Genomic DNA, 21,462 nt, shown 5'->3' on the forward strand with positions numbered 1-21,462 from the left:
ATATTTTTTATCCTCCAACAAAATCTCCTCCATTAATATGAATGATCTCTCCAGTAATAAAACTCGAATCTTCCGAAGCAAGAAAAACATACGCCGGAGCTACTTCCGAAGGTTGCCCTGCTCTTTTTAACGGATTATCTTTACCAAAAGTTGATAAATTATCGAAAGTTTCTTTCACAAGAGGCGTCCAGATTGGTCCGGGAGCAACTCCGTTGACTAGGATTTTCTTATCTGCAAGATTCGTCGACAATGACCTGATAAAGGTAGCAATCGCTCCTTTTGTAGCCGAATAGTCGATCAAATGATCACTTCCCCGATATGCAGTGACAGATGTTGTACAGATAATTCTTCCGCCTTTTTTCATTAAGGGTAAATAATCTCTTGTCAGGGCGATCATCGAAATAATATTAACATTAAAAGTTTTCTGAATTTGTTGATCAGTAATATTTTCAATATTATTTTTCGGAAATTGAATTCCAGCGTTATTAACCAGAATATCAAGAGTTTTCCATTCTTTTTTTATTGTGTCTAAACATTTTGTTCTAAAGGCTTTTTTGGAAATATCACCTTTCAGCAAGATACATTTTTGACCTTCTTTTTCGACCAGTTTTTGAGTTTCTTTAGCGTCTTTGTCGCTTTCTTTATAAATAATCACAACGTCTGCACCTTCTCTTGCAAAATGTACGGCAACGGCTTGCCCGATTCCACTATCACCACCAGAGATTACGGCTTTTTTACCCAGCAACTTTTCACTTCCAAGGTAATTCTTACGGATAATTTCAGGGAATAGGCCTTCTTTAGGGACTTTTGACTTTGATTGTGACTTGTTCTGTGTCTTCATAAGCAAATCTTTCTCTAAATACCATCAAACAATAAGCCGAAATAGCTTTAAGAGTTATAAGCGTCTTCCAAATCTTTAATAATAATTTTCTGCATTCTCATCATAGCCTGAACTACTTTCTGAGCTTTTTCCTGATCAGGATCACTCATCAACTGAATCAATTTTTTCGGAACAATTTGCCAGCTAAAACCATATTTATCCTTCAACCAACCGCACATACTTTCTCGTCCTCCATCCGAAGTCAACGTATTCCAAAGATGGTCTGTCTGCTCCTGATCATCGGTCATGATAACCATTGAAATCCCTTCGTTGAAATCAAATTTATGGTCATAAGAATTATCCATGCAAAATAAATTGTACCCGTCAATCACAAAATGTGCGTGTTGTACGTTTTCAGGAACTTCATTTGCTTCACCTCCATCTTTATATTTTAATACATTTCCAAGGCTGGAATTCGGGAAAGTCTGCGTATAGAATTCCATTGCTTCCATCGCTTTTCCGTTATTTTCATGAATAAACATTAAAGTGGGAACAATTTTCTGTTCATTCTGTTTTTCACCTAAAAAGAGTTGCCAGGTAACCCCGAATTTATCGCGAACCCAACCATATTTTTTACTCCAGGGATAAGAATCCAAAGGCATTAAAGCCATTCCACCATCCATTAACTGATCCCAAGATTTTTTCACCTCATCTTCAGATTCACAAATGACCATGAAAGAAACTGATGCATTTTTTTCAAATTGAGGACCACCGTTCAACAGCATTATTTTTTGACCAAAAAGATCAATATTCATCACAACAGGCGTATCGGTGGTAATTTTTCCGTCAAATACTTTACAATAAAATTCTGCAGATTGTTTTGCATCTCCGTCATACCAGAGACACGGGAAAATATCATTGTTCATATAGTTTTAAATTTTAGGGTTAATTCTAAGAAATACGAATTACACAAATTTTTACTATTTTTTATTGTGTTACTTGTAAAAAAAGATTAGTGCAATTTGTACTTAAAATATTTAATTTTTAAAAGAAACATGATTTTCTTTCATGTAAATTTTTAGCTTTTCCATCGCATTTTTTCCGAAACCATGAAGTTGCATGATTTCTTTCTCGGAATAATCCGACAGTTTTTCTAAAGAATCTATTTTCTCTTTTTCTAAAGCTCTTCTTGCAGGCATCGAAATAATACCGCGTAAAAAATCTCCTTCCACAACATGATTAACAACACAAATAGAGCTCAAACATTTCGCCATTATTATTAAGTTTATCATGATTGCAAAAAAGGTTTTTAGTTATTCTCAACATATTTGTGAAAATTATTCAAAATAGCATACCAGCCATTTCGTTGCATTTCCACAGAGTTTTGTTTTTCAGGATCAAATATTTCGGTAATTTTTGTTGTATTTTCATCGATTTTTTCGAAAATAACCTCCACTTTTCTACCATCTTCCATATGATATTTTATTCTTTCATTCTGAATAACTTCATCATAAATTCCTTCAAAGTCAAATCCAAAACTTCCGTCTTTAGCTTCCATTCTTGTTTTAAATTTTCCGCCCACTCTAAGATCATTTTCAGAGCTCGGACACTGCCAGCTGTCATCAGCAAAGGTCCATTTTGTAATATGTTTTGGTTCGTTGAAATAGTTCCAGACCTTTTCAACAGGGGCTAAAATCGTAATATCAATCTTAATTGGTTCCATAAATTGTATTTTTTAATGATGTATTTAAAGGGCGACTATAATCTAGCAACCCTTTTGTAATTTAGTTTAAATATAAGATTATTTTGTGTATTCTTCATTATAGTTCACCATCCAATGAACACCATATTTGTCTTGGAAACTCCCGAAATAATCTCCCCAAAACTGATCTTCAATCGGCATTTCAACGTTTCCGCCGTCTGAAAGTCCTTTGAAAAGTCTGTCAGCTTCTTCTTTAGATTCAGGGAAAATTGATACGTAATTGTTGTTTCCAACCTTCAAATTTTGTCCGAAACTTGGAACAATATCTGAAGCCATCAGCAGGTCTCCACCAATCGGAAGCGCAATGTGCATCACTCTGTTTTTTTCTTCGTCTGACAAATTTTCAGTTCCGGGAGCATTTCCCATTTTATGAATTTCACCTAGAAATTCTCCTCCAAAAACAGATTTGTAAAAAGTGAAAGCTTCTTCTGCTTTTCCATCAAAATTTAGGTATGGATTTAATTTTGCCATGATATTTTATTTTTTAAAGTTTGTTTTGTTTTTAAACACAAATAGCTCTACTATTTTTCACTAATGACACTAATATTGTTTGTGAAAATTTGTGTAAAGAATTTGTGTTATTATTGTTTTATTTTACCACAAAGAGCACAAAGTTTTTTAAATTATTCTAACGTTTCTAAGTTCGCAAAGGCGTTTCACTCAGCAAAGATTGAATGCGTAATTCCCTATCCATTCAGTTTGTCATTCTGACGAAGGAAGAATCTCTTTTCTAATGATTAAACTTATTTTTTTTTAAATATAAAAAGCTTAATGGTTCAAAAATTCCTCAACCTCACTCACAGTCAAATCAATCAATTTCTCATCTACATTTCCTCCAAAATCAGCCATCATATAAGAACCGTGAGTTGCGGGAAGAATCATTAATTGAGAACCTTCCACCAAACGCCACATTTCAACGATGTGTTCGGGTTTCATTACATCTTTATCTCCTGAAATGAATAAAGTTGGAGATTTTATGCTTTTCAAAATGTCTTCACTCCAATCTTCAAAAGTCTGCATTCTTTTACTGTCTTTGTCGAACATATTTTCAAGCTTCGAAAAGTCTGGATTTAAATTTAAAAAATTGATTTTCAAAGGTTCCGGCATTGATTCTAAACTTGCTTCTGCCATACTTTCGAAAAAACCGTCCATCATTCCGTTTCTTTTATAAAAAGCGGAGGCAACAATTAGTTTTTCAACTATTTCCGGGTGACGATGGGCAATTTGCATCACGGTATTTCCACCATTGCTGAAACCCCAAAATGAAGCTTTTTCAATTTTTAATTCTTTCAAAAGTGTGACAACATCATCGGCATCCTGTTCAAAAGTTTCAGGAATATCGCGATGTTCGGTCATTCCGTGGTTTTGGTGATCGATTCCTATTAATTGAAATTTGTTTTCCAACCTTGAAACGACTTCTTTAAAATCAAACAAAATCGAAGAACCTCCGCCATGAATTAATACCAAAGGTTTTCCGGAACCGTAGATTTCATAGTACATTTGAATTCCGTTGACGTGCTTGTGACCTTTTTCAGCCGGATTCATATTAATATTTTAAATCTTTATCAAAATCGTATTTCATCCCCTCGTAGCCAAGAATCCTTCGCATTAATCCGATTTGCCCGCTCAGATAATCTTCACGACCGATGCACATTCCGACAAAATTCAGAACAGTTTCGGGGAAAAAATCGATGTTCATTCCCATCGGAAAAGCTTTGTCCAATTCTTCATCAGAAACTTCCAATAATTTATTATAAACAAGTGGTGAAATTTTATGGAAAGCGTCTTTCAATTGTTGTAAAGTCGGATAATTTAGACTTTCATCCAATGCTTTTCCCTGAAAGAAAAAATCTTTAAATTCAAATTCTTCCTGAAGTCCGAGAACAGCCCCCAGCGCATAACGCATATCGAGAAAATTCCCGACCATCCAAACGATGTGATTGGTTCTGCCTTCGATTCTTTTCAGGGCATCTTCCTCAGAAATTCCGTCGAGAACCATCAAAAAATTCTGACTGTGACCTCGAAAAGCCGGAATTATGATGTCTAATTTTTTTGACTTTGGTGTATCCATTTTGTTTATTTTTTTTAATTTTCCCACAGATTTCCACAGATGATTGTGTTTATTTGTGTCAATATTTGTGCGATTTATGTTTAATTTTCTCTAGCAGATTTTATTTTATAGCTCCAGGTTTTCCGAGAATTCTTCTTAGATAACCGAATTGACCGCTGTGATAAATTTCGTGAAGAGATAATCCTGAAACATCATTAATTATTGAAGAATCAATACTCTCAAGACTGTTCAGTTTTGTTTCAAACTTATTTTGAGATTCTTTTAAATAAGATTTTAACTCTTCAAAACTTACAAATTCATCTTTTCGATTCAAAGGTATCTCACCTCTGTTGTAACATGAAAATTTTTCGTTATCCCAAACCGATTCTTCGCCTAAAACATTCAGAAAAGCATTTCTTATATAAATTAAATGTCCTAAAACCCAATTCATACAATTGCCTTCACCATTAGGAAAAATCATTGCTTCATCGTTCGAAATATCATTAATATTCATCGAAATCACTTTGTAATTACTGAATACCAGATATTTCAGAATTTCAATATCGTTTGATTGTGTTACCATTTTATTATTCTTTCGGAAATTGAGACATATCTGCAAACGTTACATTCCAGCCATGTCCGTTGATATCCCAGAAAGAATTCTGATACATCCACCCATGATCCTGCGCTTCTTCATGCTGGTGAGCTCCGTTGGCCACAGCAGCATTCACGATTTGGTCAACCTCTTCGCGACTGTTTAATCCAATCGCTACCAACACCTGTGTTGTATCCCCTTTCGGAACAGGTCTTTCCGAAAAAGTCTGGAAAAATTCTTCCGTTAAAAACATCACGGAAATATTGTCGCTCATTATGACACAAACTGCTTTTTCATCTGTAATTTGTTCGTTGATAGAGAATCCAATTTTTGTCCAGAATTCTTTTGTTTTCTGAATATCTTTAACCGGAAGATTAACATAAATTTGATTGATTTTCATTTTGTAATTTTTTAAGTGTTAAACTTTTAACCAAAATTACCAACTCATCACGAAAATCAACTTGTCATAAGGCAAGATTTAAATTTTCTTTGGATGAGAAACTAATTCTTTACGAATTCTGCTTAAAGAAGTGTCTGTAACTCCCAAAAAAGAAGCGATTTGCTTCAATGGAGCAAATTGTATAACGTGAGGCTTTTGTTCTAAAAGATTAAGGTAACGTTTTGTTGCGGAAAGCGTAAACATCTCTACTGATCGTTGTTTGTAAACGAAAAGTTGTTGAGACATCCAAGCTCTTCCCCATTCTCTGAGGTTCGGGATTTTGTGAAATAATTCCTGAAAAGTTTCAAAACTGAATTTCCAGCATTCGCAATCTGTAATGCAAACGATATTTTCCTGCGTCGGAATTCTTTGAAATAGTGAGGAAACTTCGATAATGATTTCATTTTCTACAAAAAAGTGAGTTGTTACTTCGTTTCCGTTGAAGTCATTAACAAACGATCGAGCCAAACCCTTTTCTAAAATATAATATTCATTAGCAGTTTTTCCTTCTTCAAGAATGATATCTCCCTTCTGGAAAAATACTTTTTCATGAGCCTGAAATATTTCTTCAAGCTCTTCGGATAAGAAAAAGGGGAAATCGTAGCAAATTTCTAAGGCTTTATTTGTCATCAAATCAATGTTTTTAAGATTCTAAAATTAGAATTTTTATTGGAATTGATGAAAATTTATTCAATGTTCTTTTACCTTAAAGCAAAAGAACCAAAAGTTCAAGACTGGAAACTCCGACTAAAAATTACAATTTAAACTAAAATCCCCAAAACTCGTGCGAATTTATCGTTTGTTCTTCAAATCAAAATTTGTCTCGCACTCAATAGTGGGAATTTTTTAACGGTTTAAATTCTAATTTTCTTAACGTCTCCGCTTCCTAAGTCAGAAAAAAGTGTTTTAAAACAAAGAAAGCTGAATAGCTTTGGGTTTAGAAGGTTTCTGAGCATCCCCGAAAACAGTTTTCCCACCAAACCTCCAGGAATTTTGTCGTTCTTCTTCAATTACTTCCTGAATATCAAAATTGGGAGTGAAATCTTTTTCTGTTGCTTCTACAATTTGATGAAGTTTATTCAGTGTTTTTAATTTATCTGAATTTCCGAGCTTTGATTTTTCGATTCCTGATTTAAGGATTTGAATGCTTTCATCATAAACATTTGTTGGAACAGGAAATGGATGACCGTCTTTACCACCATGAGCAAAGGAAAATCTTGCAGGATCTTTGAATCTTGAAGGTGCGCCATGAATTACTTCGCTTACCAAAGCCAAAGACTGCATTGTTCTAGGACCAACTCCTTCCAACAATAAAAGATCCTCAAAATTCTGAGGCTGTTGTTCGCGCGTTACGTATAAAAGTGCTCCTAGACGCCTTAAATCTACATCAGAAGCCTGTACATCATGATGATTCGGAAGAATTAATCTTGAAAAATCACTCATAATTTCCGCGGAATCGGTATGAGAAATATCTAAAATTCCTTTTCTGTTTTCTGACGCTTCTGAATCTGTTAGGTTTAAAATTTCACCTCTTGAAATTCCATTTATTCCCGTGTGAGGCTCTTCAATAAAGGATTTTATGTTTTCTGAATGCCAATGATAACGCCTTGCAGTTCCATCAGACTCGTGCATTCCTTGTTGAACGACGCTCCAATTTCCGTTGTCTGACAATATAAAATTGTGCAGATACAATTGATAACCATCCTGAATTGCTGTATTATCGACTTTTGCGGATAATTTACTGGCTCTTACCAATTCGGTTCCGTTCAAACCTGTTTTATCTGCAATTTGAAGTAATTCTGATGGTGTATCTCTGGAAAATTTGCCTTTTCCGCCACAAATATAGAGTCCGAGCGATTGTGAATTTGGATTGATAGAACGTTTTAAAGCACCCATAACAGAAGTTGTGATTCCGGAAGAATGCCAATCCATGCCCATCACCGCGCCAAAACTCTGGAACCAAAACGGATCAGAGAGTCGACGAAGAACTTCATCTTTTCCGTAATCTGCTAGTATAACTTCAATAATTGAAAGTCCGAGAATTGACATACGCTCATACAGCCACGGTGGTACTTTCCCGTAGTGAAGGGGTAAATCTGCTGTTCCGGAACGTTTCATTATGCTGCAAAGTTAGTTTTAATATAATTGAATTTGGATGATTTGAATCAATATTTAAACACGAATGACACAAATGTTTTTCACGAATAAACACTAATTATTTGTGAAGATTAGTGTTTTAAAATAAATCTTTATGTTTCTCCTCATCAAATTTTTCATTAAAAATAATCTTATTACCGAAAGGATCATCGACGGTAAAAGCAACGTCATCGTAAAAGGTTTTTTCTAAACCAGGTCGGTTGTATTTGTACTTTTTATCGGTCAATTCTTTGTGATAATCCGGAATACCTTCACCCCAGATGAAAACTCGGCTTCCCGGAGTTCCGTCGCCGTGATGTTCACTTAAATGGAGCGTAATATTATCTTTCTTAACTTCCATGTAAATGGGAGTATTCTCTTCGAAATGATGTTCCCAAACGATTTCAAATCCAAGCCAATCGATGTAAAATTCAATTGTTTTTTGATAATCAAAAATTCTTAAAATTGGGATGACTTTTTCGGCTTTCATAACTGAAGTTTTATTTCCAATAATAAGAAAAAGCACCCTTTTCAGAATGCTTTTTTATGATTAATTTTTAATTATTTTCTTTGTTATGCTTTTATCTTTATTTTTGATTTTCAGCATATACACTCCTTTAGGAAGATCATGAACACTGATACTGTTTTCATTTTTTCCTCTTCTTATCAAACTTCCGCCTGCAGAGTACAGCTCAAAGTTTTCCAGTTTCTGATCAGAATATAAAATATCTTTTACAGGATTTGGATATACAGAAAGTTCTTTTCTGTCTGTTGCCAAATCATTTGTCCCTAAAAACGGTGGTGTTGATCCATTGAATCTTGCCAAGAAAATATTAGTTGTACCTGCAGATCCGCAAACCATTATTTTTCCATCATTCATAATATCCATATCCTGAATAACGGATAAATTACCGTATCCCTGTTGAGTTTTCCCGTTATTTCCGAAGGTTCCATCTAAATTGCCAGAGCTTGTAACTCTTATTAACCCTATATCAGTATAAGATCCTGAAGCAACAGTTCCTGCCAATAAAATTTTACCGTCTGAAAGTAATTTCATCGCGTAAGCTGTATCATCAGATGATCCTATTGTAGTTGTAAAAATACCATCTGTGCTAAAAGAGGTATCTAATGTTCCATTAGTATTTAATCTTACAATCGCAAAATCATCTCGAACACTTGTATTAAGAAATGCAGATCCACCCATTAAGATTTTTCCATTACTTTGAAATGTTATTGCAACAGGTTTGTCATTACCTGACGGAGAAATTACCACAACATGCTTCCCGTCTGAACTAAATGATGTATCTAAAGAACCATTTGTATTGTATTTCGCAATACCAAAATCAGCAAAAATACTTGATGATCCCGCTCCGTAAGTATAGCTGCCTACTGCAAATTTACCGTCGCCATTTATAGCAATACAAGTCGCCGCATCATTATTTCCTGCAATATCTGTAGTAACTTTACCGTTGGTACCAAATGTATTATCAAGCGTTCCGTCTACGTTTATTCTTGCAATGGCAACATCTCTGTAAGATCCTGTGAAAGAATGTCCAGCTACCAAAATTTTACCATCATTCTGTATTGCGACAGCATTTGCTATATCCTCATTTGCGCCAAACGCAATGGTAAGCTTTCCTGTTGCATTGAAAGTAGTATCCAATGTTCCGTCAGCATTTAATCTGATAACAATAAAATCTTTTCTGTTAGCGCTTCCTGCATCTTCCCAATATCCTACCGCTACGATCTTTCCATTAGGCTGTATTTTCATATCATTTAGTACAGCATTTTCTCCGCCTAAAGATATTGATGTTGCACCTCCTGTTCCAAAAGTAGTATCTAGCTGATTTGATGAACTGAATCTATAAAATTTAAAGGCGCTATTCGTACTATAAGTACCAATCACCATTTTTTGATTGGCATCAATCTCAATAGATTTTCCGTAAGCTCCGCTATTATGGACATAAAATCCCGAATTTCCATAAGTAGTATCCAAAAAGCCGTCTTGAGAGAACCCTAATGCAAAGATCAAGGTTAACATAAATGTTAAAATTTGTTTCATTGATTATTTAGTTTTTTGCAAAACTATCTTTTTTACAAACAAAATCCAACAATTATAACAAAACAATTTAAAATATTAATTAACAAATAATTAATATCGAATTATTTTCATAAAAAAGCCCTGCGAAATATTTCACAAGGCTCTTGATAGAAAAGATTTTTATTTCTAAACTATTTTAAAGCTGAAAGAGCTGCTTCATAATTTGGCTCATCAGCAATTTCTGAAACCTGTTCTGTATAAACTACTTTATTATCAGCATCAGTAACAATAACTGCACGACTTAAAAGTCCTTTCAATGGAGAATCTGCGATTGTAAGCTCATTGTCATCTCCAAAACTACTTCTGAAATCCGAAAGCGTTTCCACATTATTCAATCCTTCTGCAGCACAAAATCTTCCTAATGCGAAAGGTAAATCTTTAGAAACATTGATTACAACAGTGTTTTCAAGGTTTGAAGCCTCTTCATTAAATTTTCTTGCAGAAGATGCACAAGTTGGCGTATCAATGCTTGGGAAAATATTGAAAACTTTTTTCTTTCCTTCAAAGCTTTCCAACGTTTTTACATTTAAACCAGAATCTACCAAAGCAAAATCTCTGATGGTGGTTCCTACTGATGGTAAAGTTCCTATTGTGTTTACTGCGTTTCCTTTTAAGGTAATATTTGACATAATTAATTTTTTAAGGTTTTTCAAATTTAATGAAAATGAAAACTTTTTTCATCAAACAAAGGTTAAATTAATCTTAAAGTGAAAAATCTCATTTAGGATTAATCTAAAAATTTAATTTTTAACTAAATTTGTGGGACTTTAAAAATCAAATAATAAATAACAGTATAATGTCAGACAAATCAAAAATCTATTACACATTAACGGATGAGGCTCCAATGTTGGCGACACACTCGTTTTTACCGATTGTAAAAGCATTTACAAAATCAGCAAATATTGAGATCGCAGTTCCGGATATTTCTTTGGCAGGAAGAATCCTAGCAAACTTCCCTGAATTTTTGAAAGATGATCAGAAAATCGATGATGCGTTGGCTCAATTAGGTCAGTTGGCGACTCAACCGGATGCAAACATTATCAAATTACCCAATATTTCAGCTTCTGCCCCTCAATTAGATGCAGCTATCGCTGAATTACAGTCTAAAGGTTTCGCAGTTCCAAATTATCCTGCAGAGCCTAAAAATGACGAAGAAAAAGCAATTAAAGCTAAATATGCTAAAGTATTAGGAAGCGCTGTAAACCCTGTGTTAAGAGAAGGAAACTCTGACAGACGTGCTCCTAAAGCTGTTAAAAATTATGCAAAAGCAAATCCTCACAGAATGGGAGATTGGGCTTCTGACAGCAAAACTGACGTTGCTCACATGAACAATGGAGATTTCTACGGAACAGAAACTTCTACAACTCTTGAGAATGCAACACAATATAAAATTGTTTTCAAAGGAAATGACGGTGCTGAAACTTTATTAAAAGATTTCGCAGGTCTTCAGGCTGGAGAAATTATCGATTCTTCTGTAATGAATTTAAATGCTTTGAAAGCTTTTGTAAAAGAAGCTATCGAAGAAGCTAAAAACAAGAACGTACTTCTTTCTGCTCACTTAAAGGCTACGATGATGAAAATCTCCGACCCTATTATTTTCGGGGCAATCGTAGAAACTTTCTTTAAAGATGTTTTTGCTAAATATGCTGAAACGTTCAAATCTTTAGATGTTAATCCAAACAACGGTCTTGCTGATCTTTTCGACAAAATTAAAGGAAATGCTCAGGAAGCTGATATCAAAGCTGATATCGATGCTGCTTTGGCAAACGGACCAAGAGTGGCAATGGTAAATTCTGACAAAGGAATTACAAATTTCCACGTTCCTTCTGATATCATCGTTGATGCATCTATGGCTGCTTTGGTAAGAGGCGGAGGTAAAATGTGGAACAAAGAAGGTAAAGAAGAAGATACTGTTTGTATCATTCCGGATCGTTCTTACGCAGGTTTCTACCAAGCTGTAATAGACGATATGAGAGCTCACGGAAAATTAGATCCTACAACAATGGGTTCAGTTCCTAACGTTGGTTTAATGGCTCAAAAAGCTGAAGAATACGGTTCTCACGATAAAACTTTCCAGGCAAGTGCAGACGGAACAATTGAAGTTCAGGATGAAGCAGGAAATGTTCTTCTTTCTCAAAAAGTAGAAAAAAGCGATATCTTCAGAATGTGTCAGACTAAAGATGCTCCAATCCAAGACTGGGTAAAATTAGCGGTAAACAGATCAAGATTATCTGATACACCTGCTATTTTCTGGTTAGACAAAGGAAGAGCGCACGATAGAGAAATCATCAAAAAAGTAGAAAAATATCTTGCTGACCACGATACAAACGGACTTGACATTAAAATTCTTGATGTAAAAGACGCAATGACGGAAACGTTGAAAAGAGCAAGAGAAGGAAAAGATACAATTTCTGTTTCAGGAAACGTATTGAGAGATTATTTAACGGATCTTTTCCCAATTCTTGAACTGGGAACTTCTGCTAAAATGCTTTCTATCGTTCCATTGATGAATGGTGGAGGTTTGTTCGAAACGGGTGCTGGAGGTTCTGCTCCAAAACACGTTGAACAATTCTTGGAAGAAGGTTATTTAAGATGGGATTCTCTAGGTGAATTCTTGGCTTTACAGGCTTCTTTGGAGCATTTAGCGCAAACTCAAGGGAACACAAAATCTCAGGTTTTAGCTGATGCATTAGACGAAGCAAATGCTAAATTCTTAGCTACTGACAAATCTCCTGCAAGAAAGGTCGGACAAATCGATAACAGAGGTTCTCACTTCTATTTAGCGATGTATTGGGCTGAAGCGTTAGGAAATCAAACCGCTGACGCTGAATTGGCCGCACAATTCGCTCCTGTTGCAGAAGCAATGCAGGAAAACGAAGAAGTAATTAATGCTGAATTAATTGGTGCTCAAGGTAAACCTCAAAACATCGACGGTTACTTCAAAACTGATACATACAAAACGTATGAAGCAATGAGACCTAGCACAGTTTTAAATGAAATTATTGACGGAATTTAAGATGATGAAAAATTTTTGGTTTTTATTCTCTCTATTAATGTTTATAACTTCCTGTTCTAGTGATTCTGATGATGTTGTGACATCTTTACCTACAACCGTAGAGCAAGGAGAAAAAATTATTCTAAAGGATGTTATAGTTGTTGATGAAAATACAATAAAACTAGAATGGACTATATCGGGTAAAAATGCATATCAAAGTTTTCAGTTTTCGAGAAAGACTTCTGAAAATGGAACATCTGAATCTTTAAATCAAGAATCAGGAAATACATTTGTGAAAATTGATGCTAATGTACCTTTTACTCCTTATATAGACTATCAAGTAGTAGGATATTCAAACAATGGACAAACTATAAAAAGTAATATAGTTTCTTATAAAAGACCTAATATCAAACTCCTTAACATTAGACCCACAGATGCATTATTTGATTCTGATAATGGAAGTATGTTTGTATTTGGAAATGATGGCAATATATTAAGATATGACATTACATCCGGAACCGTAACAAAAGAGATTTCTACAGGAGCGACACTAGGATATTCATTCCTTGGTACTTTTGGTGGACAAAAAGAGTTATACGTTCCTAGAAATGATGGTTGGGTATATATTTATAACCCAAATGATTTAAGCTTAATAGATCAAATAAATTTTGGAAGTAATGTAACAAGTGTTGTATTAGCAGACAATAAACTATATGGAACAACTGGAGATATTTCAAATGTTTCGTTAAAATGTTTTGATAGAGCTTCTAAGCAATTAGTTTCAACCAATGGAAGCTATCAGTTTGGAAGAATAAAAAAAATTGCAAATACAAGTTCAAGTTTTTTCTTTATTACAACAAATGTTAGCCCAACAAACCTTATTCGCTTTAATTATAATACAAACGGAACATTTATAAATAAGTTTGAGGACAGTTATCACGGAAATCATCCACTAAATCATAGAATATTTGAAGCTCTTCCTAATGGAAACGGATTTTTAACAGCAATGGAAGGAGCTATATATAATAGTAATTTAGTATTTACTGGTCAGTTACCTAGTGGAAATTCAGGCTTATCAAGTTTTGATTTTGATTCCAATAATATAATTGCGGGAACTGATAAAAAAACTATTGAATTCTATAATTTAAGCAGCTATGCAAAAGTTAATTCAATAAATACTGAAAGGTATCCTTTTAAAGTATTTAATTATGGGAACAAAGTAGTTTCTTTAAGTTCAACAAATACTTTCAATATAAACTCAAGCTATGCAGAACCTCCTGCAAATGTAATTGTGGAAATATTCAACAAATAGTAAAAACCTCTCCTAGTGAGAGGTTTTTTTTAAAATCTATTCTATTACTTTTCTAGTTCTCTACCCCATAGCATTTATTTACATGATTGGAGTGTTTAGGTTAGTAGGGGGAATCTTTCATCCATCTGTCTTCATACACAATGATATGTAACAATATCAACTTTTCATATACTAAAATAAATCCTCCCAGAAATGAGAGGATTTATTGCTTAATTATGTCGTAGAAAATTTAAATTTTAAATGAAACTTAATTCATAAATGCCTCAGGAAACCATTCAAAAGCATTACCATTTTTCTTTGTAAAACCTAATCCCGGCCAAGGCAAATGATAGGCAAAAGCTCTCGTTTTGGATTCTGCCAATTGCTGAAGCAGTTTTTTACGTGATGCTATTGCGATATCAAGATCTGTATCTCCAAAATACCCCCAATCCGGATGCGGGAAAAGGACGATATCAGAGTGAATAAGATCCGCGATATAGATTAGTTTTTCATTACCCGAAAAAATCGTCATGACTATTAAACCTGGCGTATGTCCGGGAGCCAATTGAAAATTAAAATTATCATATAAAGAATTATTTAAGTCGTAAAATTTTAACTTTGGCTTAATGGCTTTCAATACATTCTGAATACCCGGAATAATTTGATTAAGAACTTCAGGTATCGTTTTTAATATACTGTTATTGAAATCTTTAATGGTAGCCTGCATCCAAAAATCATACTCCTCTTTTGAAATGAAAATATTGGCATTCGGAAAGACTAGTTTATTTTGTTTATCCACCACTCCACCGATATGGTCTGGATGAGCGTGAGAAAGGAAAACATCTGTAATATCTTTTGGCGAAAATCCTGCTTTTTGAAGACTTTTTAATAAAAATCCTGTTCTTTCATCGGCGAAAATTCCCATTCCTGCATCAAATAAAATCAATCTGTTTTTTGTTTTTACAAGCAAAACATTCATTGCCATATCTATATACTCTTCTGAACGGAAATTATCTTTAAGAATAGCTTTTAATTCAGAGATATTTCCTCTCGGAGAAAAAGATTCAAGGTTTTTCTCATGAATAAAACCGTCTGTCAGAATAAATAAATCTAACTCACCTAATTTTATTCTTTTAAACCCAGAAAGATCATCTTCCAGATGTAATGAAGCTTCTTTTGTAGCCGCAAAAGTATTGGAAAAAGGAATAACACTCAATGTTCCCGCCAACAATCCTGTTTTTAAAAGTTCTCTTCTGTTCATGGTTTAAATGGTTGCTTTTTTAGTTATTGAATTAAAATTTTCATAAAAATTCAGATTCCTGATTTTATTTTTTCAGAAATCCAAATTTCTGCTTGGCTTTTAGTTATTCACTAATTTCATAGAACCTTCGCTGTATCTTTCTCCAATATTAGGATATTTTTTCAAGATAGCATTAATCGTTTCAAGATCAGATTGAGAAAGCTCGATATTCGTAGCTGCAATATTTTCTTCTAAATATTTGATACGTTTTGTTCCTGGAATCGGAATAATGTCCTCGCCTTGATTAAGCACCCAAGCCAAAGCTAATTGAGTTCCTTTTATTCCTTTGGATTCAGCTAAATCATTGAATTCTTTGGCTAAATTTTTATTATTTTCCAAACTTTCATTTTGATAACGGGGAAGAGATTTTCTGAAATCATCATCGCCAAAATTCTGAGCTTCATTGATATTAGCAAAAAGACCTCTTGCCAAAGGCGAATAAGGTACCAGAGTAATTCCAAGCTCTCTGATAGTGGTTAAAATTTCTTTCTCCACATCTCTTGTAAGAATAGAATATTCCGACTGTAAAGCTGTAATCGGATGAATTTTATTCGCTTTTCTGATCGATTCAGGAGAAGCTTCAGATAGACCTAGATATTTTACTTTACCTGCTTTCACCAAATCAGCCATTGCTCCCACAGTTTCTTCAACTGGAATATTTGGGTCGACTCTGTGGGCATAATAAAGATCTATTTCATCAATTTTTAATCTCTGAAGACTTAAATCTACAGCCTTTTTGATCCATTCCGGGGAACCATCGAAATATGTTCCGGGAGCTCCACTGTGACTTGCTTTTCCGTCTTTAAACCTAAATCCGAATTTTGTAGCAATAAAAATTTTATCACGATTCGGAACCAATACTTTAGAGATCAGTTTTTCATTTTCTCCGTTCGCATACATGTCAGCAGTATCCCAAAAATTGACTCCAAGATCTAAAGCCTTATGTAAAGTGTTGATGCTTTCCTGCTCGTCTGCAGGACCATACGCAAAGCTCATTCCCATACATCCTAAACCAATGGCAGATAACTGCTCTCCTGTGTTTCCTAATTTTCTGAATTTCATAATTGATTGTGATTTTAAATTATAAGAACAAAATTAGAACAAGAACTTTTAATCTTTTATATAGAATTCAAACTAAGAATTATAAAATTCAAACAAGACTATTTCTCAGTGAATTTGGCGTGACTCCTGTTTGTTTTTTAAAATAGTTGGTGAAATAGGCAGGTTCTTCAAAACCCAGTCCATAGGCGATCTCAGAAATATTCCAATCTGTGTGCTGTAATAATGCATTGGCTTCCTGAATGATCCTGGAAGTGATCTGCTGGCTAGTCGTTTTACCTGTGATCTCCTTTACAGAACGATTTAAAGAATTAACATGAATGGAAAGATTTTCTGCATAATCCGTTGGCGTTTTCAGTTTAAGATAAGCCTCCGGACTGTCAATAGGAAACTGTCTTTCAAGCAATTCCATAAATAAAGAAGCTACTCTGTGTGAAGCGTTCTGGTAATGTTCAAAATTTTCGGCAGGATTTATTTTCATCGTTTCATGAATCAAAAGATGAAGATAAGTGCGAAGCATGTCATATTTATGAATGTAATCGGACTTTATTTCGACCATCATTTTTTGGAAAATATCAGAAACTGACTTCTGTTGTTCTGCATCAACAAAGAAAATCGGCGTCCCACCTATTTTGAAAAGCTGTGAATCCTGCAGGTTTCCCAAACGGTTTCCATTTTGTAAAAACTGGTCTGAAAAAAGGCAAAACCAACCTGTCTGATCGTCGTCATCAGCTTCCCAAGAGTATGGTACCATGGGATTTGAAAACAATAACGCAGGCCTGTCAACATGAATCCACTTATCCGCATAATGGAGTTTTCCTTTCCCGATGATCAGTGAAATTTTATAATAATCTCTCCTGCTGTAAGGGGTAATTAATGAACAATCATCGCGACTAAAGACATTAAAATGCCCAATTCCCGGCGCTGTAATACCTTTGAAAGTGATATTGTCTACATTACGCTCATAAAATTCACTTATTGTTTCACGTGTTTCCATGATTCAAAGTTATAAAATTCAAACAAAATATAATTACAATTAATATCAAAAAAAAATGACCGATCTTTCGACCAGCCAAGTTAAAAAATTGAATATATAGTTGATAATAGGTTAATGTTTATGACCTTTTCCGTTATCCTTTTTATGATTTTGGGATTTTTTGGTCATGTGCTTATATCTTTTGTCATTATTTTTATTTCTGTTATAGACCGCAACAGGGTTTTGACCTTTATAGTATTTATTTTTAAACTTTGCATATTTCTCTCTTCCTAAAATTCTTTCAATTTCAGAATATCGGTCCTCTCGCCATCTGTCGGGATTATTCACATAAACTCTGTTCCAGGAATTGTAATCGTGGTATCTGTCGTTAAGTGAATTAAGTTCATTGGTCTGTGTTTTTGACAATAAAAGATCTACAGCGACTGATTGCCAGTTGACCTCTGTAACACTTCTTCTGTAATCATTATAATAATCTGACTGAGCATAGCTTAGACTAAATGTCCCGATAAAGAATGCTGTTAATAATATCTTTTTCATTTTGTTTTAATTTTAATACAATAGTATTCTCAATTAAAATGCCAAATCAATACAACAGCATCACAATCTTTGTTAAACATTTATAAATAGCTGAATAGGTTTTTAGTATTTGGTGTTGGTGTTTGGTTTTTAGTGTTTGGAGAATTGCTTTTAAATTAAATACTAATCACTAATGAATATTAAGAAATTGCATTAATGTTTGTATCTTTTTTTATTTAAGTTTCATTTTAAATTTGTAATTTTAAACGAAAGAAGTTTGAAAATAATCTTCGAATTCACTATTTATTCAACCAAATCTTACTAATTATGGGAAATATAAAATTCGAAATATCTCCATATCAAGATGAATTGCAGATATTAATTGATGGAGAAAAGGCAGGCTACATGTCTATAAAGATCGACGGAAGGCTTCTAATTGTTTATTATACTAAACTTAATGAAGAGCATGAAGGTCACGGATTTGCCAAATTACTTTTGGATGAATTGGTACGTTATGCCGAAGAAAAGGATCTATTGGTAGATCCAGAATGCGATTTTGTGAGACAGCAGTTTGAAAATCATCCGGCCAGATATAAAGACATTTGGCATGCGTAAAATTAATCTTCCCACCATACTTTAAATTGATTGTCGGCTTTATTCAAGTCAACAGTTTCACCAATCATTGGTGTAAGAATATGTAAATTCTTGTCTTTTCCGAGACTTGTAATCTTTTGTAACGGTTCATTCCAAGCATGCAGAGCTAAGGCAAATTTTGAAGAGTGAACAGGAATAATATTTTTAGCTTTTAAGTCTAAACAAGCCTGTATCACGTCTTCCGGAAGTCCGTGAATGTATTTCCAAGCTTCGTTGTATTGTCCGTTTTCGATAATGATGTAATCAAATGGCCCGTATTTTTCTCCGATCATTTTAAAGTGCGTGTCGTAACCGCTGTCGCCGCCTAAAAAGATTTTCTTAGTTGGAGTTTCAAGAACATAGGAAGTCCAAAGCGTTACATTTCTTTTCACTTTTCGTCCTGAAAAATGTCTTGCAGGCGTAAAAGTTATCTCCAAATCATTCTTTAGATCGAAAGAAGCTCCCCATTCGTCTTCAATGATCTGGCTTTCTTTATATCCCCATCTTTCAAGGTGTGCGCCTACTCCTAATGGTACGATCACCTTTCCTACTCTATCTTTTATAGATTTTACCGTTGGATAATCCAGATGATCAAAATGGTCATGCGTAATCACCAGATAATCGATATTCGGAATATCTTCAGGTTTAAAAATATCTGATCCTTCAAAAGCTTTATTGAAGAATTTAAAAGGTGAACCATATAAACTCAAAACAGGATCAATCAAAAAAGAAACGCCATCTGTCTGAATATAATACGATGAATGCCCCAACCAAATGTAAACATCTTCATTTTTTGGAATACTTTTAAGATCTGTATGAACAGACGGAACAGGCTTTAACGGCTTTAATAAAGGATCTTTTTTAGCAAAAAAGAAATCATAAAGAACAGTTGTCATTCCGTAGCCTTCTGCAATAGATGGCGTGTAACTGATATTCTGAAACTGCTTATTTTTATAATATTGGGATTTTTGCATCCTTTCCAGCCTTTTTCCTTTAGCCTCTGCCCCGAAAACTTCCTGACCGGTAATAATGAAGTACAATAAAATTATTAAAACTGCTATGGCGATAATTATATAGATCATTTTCTTAAAAAAATAGGTTTCAAATGTATGACTTTAATATCACATGACGATTCTAAAGCAATAAACCTTTATTTTTAACTTAAATTATAATCTATTTTGAATAATTTATTACTCATTTATTGAAATGGTAATTATAAACCTTTTAATTTAGCCAACTGAAAAAACTCAAACACGTTGAAAAATTATTCGGTCATATTATGTATCATCGTTTTGGCTTCCTGTTCTTCTTTAAGAAAAAATCAGAAGCAAACGACTAATTATATTCCACCCGAAAAGCTTAAAGAAGATGTAGATTTTGCTTATTATAAACTCAAGCAGATGCATCCTCAGCTTTATCAGTATATTTCAAAAAAAGATCTGGATTTTAAAATCGACAGTTTAAAACAAACTCTTGATAAACCTCTTACGCCAACGCAATTTTATTTCAGGTTACAGCCTATTGTTACAAGTATCAGACAGGGACATCTTTCTCTCCAAGCTCCCAATGAGCTTTCTAAGGATGATTTTTTAAGGATAAAAAAACGTTTATTTACGCGTTTCAGATACCGTATTCAGGATAATAATTTATATATTGTAGAGAATCGGGATTCATTATATAACATTAAACCCGGAACAGAACTTATTAGCATTAATAATATTCCTGTCTCTCTTTATCTCGAAAAATATAAGAAATTAATAAGTAGTGATGGTTTCAACACTACGTTTCAGCCTTATTATCTTAAAGATATGTTCTTCCATTTTTATACTTTGGAAAATGGAATTCTGGACAGTGCAAAAATTGAAACTTCGTATAATGATCAAAAACAAACCTTTGTTCTCCATCGAGAAAAAGAGCCTGTTTTGTGTGATAAAAAGAAAGAAATTACCAATTCTACAAACAATAATTTTTACAATAGGAGCTTTAAATTTTTAGATGAAGATAATTCTGTTGCGTATTTAAAGATCAAAAAATTCTCACATTCAGCTTCTGATAAATTTTATAAAAGTACTTTCGCTGAAATAAAAGAGGCTAAAACCTCTTACCTCATCATCGATATCCGCGATAATTACGGAGGCTCCCTTGAAGAGATCAATGAGCTATATTCTTATCTTGCAACCAAGCCTTTCGTGTTGATAAAGCCTTCACAGCTTAATTCTAGCCTTACTCCGCTACAAACCAATTATTTCAAGAAAAGTACCGCTTTAGAATATGCTGTAAAAGGGGTAACGTATCCTACGTATGTTTTTCTTAAAGCTCTCAACACCTACAAAGGAAAAGACGGAAAATCTTACTATAAAATAAAAGCTGATCATGTAACACAGCCCGATAAAAATGCTTTTCAGGGAAAAATTTTTATTTTGGTGAATGGTGGAAGTTTTTCTTCATCATCCATTTTCAGTTCTAAATTAAAATATGACAGACGCGCCACTTTGGTAGGAGAAGAAACAGGCGGCGCCAATGACGGAAGCGTGGCCGGATTTTACTCTTATCAGGTCCTTCCCAATTCAAGGCTGACATTACCAATAGGCTTGCTTCTTGTGAATCCGAATATTATACTTTCAAATACCCAAAAAGGAGTTATTCCTAATGTTATCATTCCGCAGACTTTGCAGGATATTATTGAGAAAAAAGATCCACAACTGGATTGGATAAAGAATGAGATCGTAAAAGAAAAAGAGAGTGTAAAGTGATAATTTGAAATGTTT

At 34.0% G+C, this 21,462-nt stretch carries 23 protein-coding genes; 4 read left to right on the forward strand and 19 right to left on the reverse strand.

What is annotated here, in order from left to right; genetic code table 11:
• Window positions 1-7 precede the first annotated feature (7 nt).
• The 14 genes from EG348_RS20725 to tpx all read right to left on the reverse strand — a co-directional run bounded on the left by EG348_RS20725 (window position 8) and on the right by tpx (window position 10,532).
• On the reverse strand, window positions 8-841 hold the full coding sequence (locus EG348_RS20725; protein ID WP_123984826.1) for an SDR family oxidoreductase: 834 nt from the start codon (window positions 839-841) through the stop codon (window positions 8-10).
• Window positions 842-888: 47 nt separating this feature from the next.
• Window positions 889-1,746 (reverse strand): VOC family protein, encoded by an 858-nt coding sequence (locus EG348_RS20730; protein WP_123984827.1) that lies wholly within the window; start codon window positions 1,744-1,746, stop codon window positions 889-891.
• A gap of 111 nt (window positions 1,747-1,857) precedes the next feature.
• The gene (locus tag EG348_RS20735) at window positions 1,858-2,112 is read right to left on the reverse strand and encodes a hypothetical protein (RefSeq protein WP_123984828.1); all 255 of its coding nucleotides are present in this window, start codon (window positions 2,110-2,112) and stop codon (window positions 1,858-1,860) included.
• A gap of 17 nt (window positions 2,113-2,129) precedes the next feature.
• Window positions 2,130-2,543, reverse strand: coding sequence for an SRPBCC family protein (locus tag EG348_RS20740; protein WP_123984829.1), 414 nt, complete (start codon window positions 2,541-2,543; stop codon window positions 2,130-2,132).
• A gap of 78 nt (window positions 2,544-2,621) precedes the next feature.
• A complete protein-coding gene (locus EG348_RS20745; protein ID WP_123984830.1) occupies window positions 2,622-3,053 on the reverse strand; it encodes a VOC family protein in 432 nt (143 codons plus the stop codon).
• 297 nt (window positions 3,054-3,350) lie between these two features.
• Window positions 3,351-4,127 carry an alpha/beta fold hydrolase gene (locus tag EG348_RS20750; protein WP_123984831.1) on the reverse strand — a complete coding sequence of 259 codons (777 nt, stop codon included), beginning with the start codon at window positions 4,125-4,127 and terminating at the stop codon, window positions 3,351-3,353.
• Between the two features lies 1 nt (window position 4,128).
• Window positions 4,129-4,653, reverse strand: coding sequence for a DinB family protein (locus EG348_RS20755; RefSeq protein WP_123984832.1), 525 nt, complete (start codon window positions 4,651-4,653; stop codon window positions 4,129-4,131).
• 100 nt (window positions 4,654-4,753) lie between these two features.
• Entirely contained in the window at window positions 4,754-5,215 is a 462-nt protein-coding gene (locus tag EG348_RS20760) for a hypothetical protein (protein WP_123984833.1), read from the reverse strand.
• 4 nt (window positions 5,216-5,219) lie between these two features.
• Entirely contained in the window at window positions 5,220-5,627 is a 408-nt protein-coding gene (locus EG348_RS20765) for a VOC family protein (protein ID WP_123984834.1), read from the reverse strand.
• Between the two features lie 78 nt (window positions 5,628-5,705).
• Window positions 5,706-6,296, reverse strand: coding sequence for a Crp/Fnr family transcriptional regulator (locus EG348_RS20770; RefSeq protein ID WP_123984835.1), 591 nt, complete (start codon window positions 6,294-6,296; stop codon window positions 5,706-5,708).
• A gap of 276 nt (window positions 6,297-6,572) precedes the next feature.
• Entirely contained in the window at window positions 6,573-7,784 is a 1,212-nt protein-coding gene (locus tag EG348_RS20775) for a DUF763 domain-containing protein (RefSeq protein ID WP_123984836.1), read from the reverse strand.
• Between the two features lie 118 nt (window positions 7,785-7,902).
• A complete protein-coding gene (locus tag EG348_RS20780) occupies window positions 7,903-8,292 on the reverse strand; it encodes a glyoxalase superfamily protein (protein WP_123984837.1) in 390 nt (129 codons plus the stop codon).
• A gap of 60 nt (window positions 8,293-8,352) precedes the next feature.
• A complete protein-coding gene (locus EG348_RS20785) occupies window positions 8,353-9,864 on the reverse strand; it encodes a T9SS type A sorting domain-containing protein (RefSeq protein WP_123984838.1) in 1,512 nt (503 codons plus the stop codon).
• A 170-nt stretch (window positions 9,865-10,034) separates the two neighbouring features.
• A complete protein-coding gene (gene tpx / locus EG348_RS20790; RefSeq protein ID WP_123984839.1) occupies window positions 10,035-10,532 on the reverse strand; it encodes a thiol peroxidase in 498 nt (165 codons plus the stop codon).
• 167 nt (window positions 10,533-10,699) lie between these two features.
• On the opposite strand from tpx, the gene EG348_RS20795 reads away from it, so the two are divergent.
• Together EG348_RS20795 and EG348_RS20800 are read left to right on the forward strand one after the other, a co-directional pair.
• Complete coding sequence (locus EG348_RS20795) at window positions 10,700-12,919, forward strand: NADP-dependent isocitrate dehydrogenase (RefSeq protein ID WP_123984840.1); 2,220 nt, start codon at window positions 10,700-10,702, stop codon at window positions 12,917-12,919.
• Window positions 12,897-14,210, forward strand: a complete 1,314-nt coding sequence (locus tag EG348_RS20800; protein WP_123984841.1) for a hypothetical protein — start codon at window positions 12,897-12,899, stop codon at window positions 14,208-14,210. Before EG348_RS20795 ends, EG348_RS20800 begins: the two co-directional genes overlap by 23 nt.
• Window positions 14,211-14,457: 247 nt before the next feature.
• Here EG348_RS20800 and EG348_RS20805 read toward each other — a convergent pair whose 3' ends face one another.
• The 4 genes from EG348_RS20805 to EG348_RS20820 form a co-directional block, all read right to left on the reverse strand.
• Window positions 14,458-15,450 carry an MBL fold metallo-hydrolase gene (locus tag EG348_RS20805; RefSeq protein WP_123984842.1) on the reverse strand — a complete coding sequence of 331 codons (993 nt, stop codon included), beginning with the start codon at window positions 15,448-15,450 and terminating at the stop codon, window positions 14,458-14,460.
• 99 nt (window positions 15,451-15,549) lie between these two features.
• Window positions 15,550-16,551 carry an aldo/keto reductase gene (locus tag EG348_RS20810; protein ID WP_123984843.1) on the reverse strand — a complete coding sequence of 334 codons (1,002 nt, stop codon included), beginning with the start codon at window positions 16,549-16,551 and terminating at the stop codon, window positions 15,550-15,552.
• Between the two features lie 88 nt (window positions 16,552-16,639).
• A complete protein-coding gene (locus EG348_RS20815; RefSeq protein ID WP_123984844.1) occupies window positions 16,640-17,545 on the reverse strand; it encodes a helix-turn-helix domain-containing protein in 906 nt (301 codons plus the stop codon).
• Window positions 17,546-17,656: 111 nt separating this feature from the next.
• Window positions 17,657-18,082, reverse strand: a complete 426-nt coding sequence (locus tag EG348_RS20820) for a hypothetical protein (RefSeq protein ID WP_123984845.1) — start codon at window positions 18,080-18,082, stop codon at window positions 17,657-17,659.
• A gap of 306 nt (window positions 18,083-18,388) precedes the next feature.
• On the opposite strand from EG348_RS20820, the gene EG348_RS20825 reads away from it, so the two are divergent.
• Window positions 18,389-18,676 (forward strand): GNAT family N-acetyltransferase, encoded by a 288-nt coding sequence (locus EG348_RS20825; protein WP_123984846.1) that lies wholly within the window; start codon window positions 18,389-18,391, stop codon window positions 18,674-18,676.
• A gap of 2 nt (window positions 18,677-18,678) precedes the next feature.
• Here the strand turns inward: EG348_RS20825 and EG348_RS20830 are convergent, their stop codons facing one another.
• Window positions 18,679-19,776 (reverse strand): MBL fold metallo-hydrolase, encoded by a 1,098-nt coding sequence (locus EG348_RS20830; protein WP_123984847.1) that lies wholly within the window; start codon window positions 19,774-19,776, stop codon window positions 18,679-18,681.
• 174 nt (window positions 19,777-19,950) lie between these two features.
• On the opposite strand from EG348_RS20830, the gene EG348_RS20835 reads away from it, so the two are divergent.
• Window positions 19,951-21,447 carry a S41 family peptidase gene (locus EG348_RS20835; protein ID WP_123984848.1) on the forward strand — a complete coding sequence of 499 codons (1,497 nt, stop codon included), beginning with the start codon at window positions 19,951-19,953 and terminating at the stop codon, window positions 21,445-21,447.
• Window positions 21,448-21,462 lie beyond the last annotated feature (15 nt).

This window comes from Chryseobacterium sp. G0201 (assembly GCF_003815655.1).
GTDB lineage: Bacteria > Bacteroidota > Bacteroidia > Flavobacteriales > Weeksellaceae > Chryseobacterium.

What these genes read in the sequence shown, in the direction of transcription:
- EG348_RS20780 (WP_123984837.1), bottom strand. Translation starts at nt 8,292, where the DNA reads ATGAAAGCCGAAAAAGTCATCCCAATTTTAAGAATTTTTGATTATCAA.
- tpx (WP_123984839.1), bottom strand. Translation starts at nt 10,532, where the DNA reads ATGTCAAATATTACCTTAAAAGGAAACGCAGTAAACACAATAGGAACT.
- EG348_RS20750 (WP_123984831.1), bottom strand. Translation starts at nt 4,127, where the DNA reads ATGAATCCGGCTGAAAAAGGTCACAAGCACGTCAACGGAATTCAAATG.
- EG348_RS20745 (WP_123984830.1), bottom strand. Translation starts at nt 3,053, where the DNA reads ATGGCAAAATTAAATCCATACCTAAATTTTGATGGAAAAGCAGAAGAA.
- EG348_RS20795 (WP_123984840.1), top strand. Translation starts at nt 10,700, where the DNA reads ATGTCAGACAAATCAAAAATCTATTACACATTAACGGATGAGGCTCCA.
- EG348_RS20755 (WP_123984832.1), bottom strand. Translation starts at nt 4,653, where the DNA reads ATGGATACACCAAAGTCAAAAAAATTAGACATCATAATTCCGGCTTTT.
- EG348_RS20740 (WP_123984829.1), bottom strand. Translation starts at nt 2,543, where the DNA reads ATGGAACCAATTAAGATTGATATTACGATTTTAGCCCCTGTTGAAAAG.
- EG348_RS20810 (WP_123984843.1), bottom strand. Translation starts at nt 16,551, where the DNA reads ATGAAATTCAGAAAATTAGGAAACACAGGAGAGCAGTTATCTGCCATT.
- EG348_RS20805 (WP_123984842.1), bottom strand. Translation starts at nt 15,450, where the DNA reads ATGAACAGAAGAGAACTTTTAAAAACAGGATTGTTGGCGGGAACATTG.
- EG348_RS20800 (WP_123984841.1), top strand. Translation starts at nt 12,897, where the DNA reads ATGAAATTATTGACGGAATTTAAGATGATGAAAAATTTTTGGTTTTTA.
- EG348_RS20820 (WP_123984845.1), bottom strand. Translation starts at nt 18,082, where the DNA reads ATGAAAAAGATATTATTAACAGCATTCTTTATCGGGACATTTAGTCTA.
- EG348_RS20735 (WP_123984828.1), bottom strand. Translation starts at nt 2,112, where the DNA reads ATGATAAACTTAATAATAATGGCGAAATGTTTGAGCTCTATTTGTGTT.
- EG348_RS20815 (WP_123984844.1), bottom strand. Translation starts at nt 17,545, where the DNA reads ATGGAAACACGTGAAACAATAAGTGAATTTTATGAGCGTAATGTAGAC.
- EG348_RS20760 (WP_123984833.1), bottom strand. Translation starts at nt 5,215, where the DNA reads ATGGTAACACAATCAAACGATATTGAAATTCTGAAATATCTGGTATTC.
- EG348_RS20770 (WP_123984835.1), bottom strand. Translation starts at nt 6,296, where the DNA reads ATGACAAATAAAGCCTTAGAAATTTGCTACGATTTCCCCTTTTTCTTA.
- EG348_RS20825 (WP_123984846.1), top strand. Translation starts at nt 18,389, where the DNA reads ATGGGAAATATAAAATTCGAAATATCTCCATATCAAGATGAATTGCAG.
- EG348_RS20830 (WP_123984847.1), bottom strand. Translation starts at nt 19,776, where the DNA reads ATGATCTATATAATTATCGCCATAGCAGTTTTAATAATTTTATTGTAC.
- EG348_RS20785 (WP_123984838.1), bottom strand. Translation starts at nt 9,864, where the DNA reads ATGAAACAAATTTTAACATTTATGTTAACCTTGATCTTTGCATTAGGG.
- EG348_RS20775 (WP_123984836.1), bottom strand. Translation starts at nt 7,784, where the DNA reads ATGAAACGTTCCGGAACAGCAGATTTACCCCTTCACTACGGGAAAGTA.
- EG348_RS20725 (WP_123984826.1), bottom strand. Translation starts at nt 841, where the DNA reads ATGAAGACACAGAACAAGTCACAATCAAAGTCAAAAGTCCCTAAAGAA.
- EG348_RS20730 (WP_123984827.1), bottom strand. Translation starts at nt 1,746, where the DNA reads ATGAACAATGATATTTTCCCGTGTCTCTGGTATGACGGAGATGCAAAA.
- EG348_RS20765 (WP_123984834.1), bottom strand. Translation starts at nt 5,627, where the DNA reads ATGAAAATCAATCAAATTTATGTTAATCTTCCGGTTAAAGATATTCAG.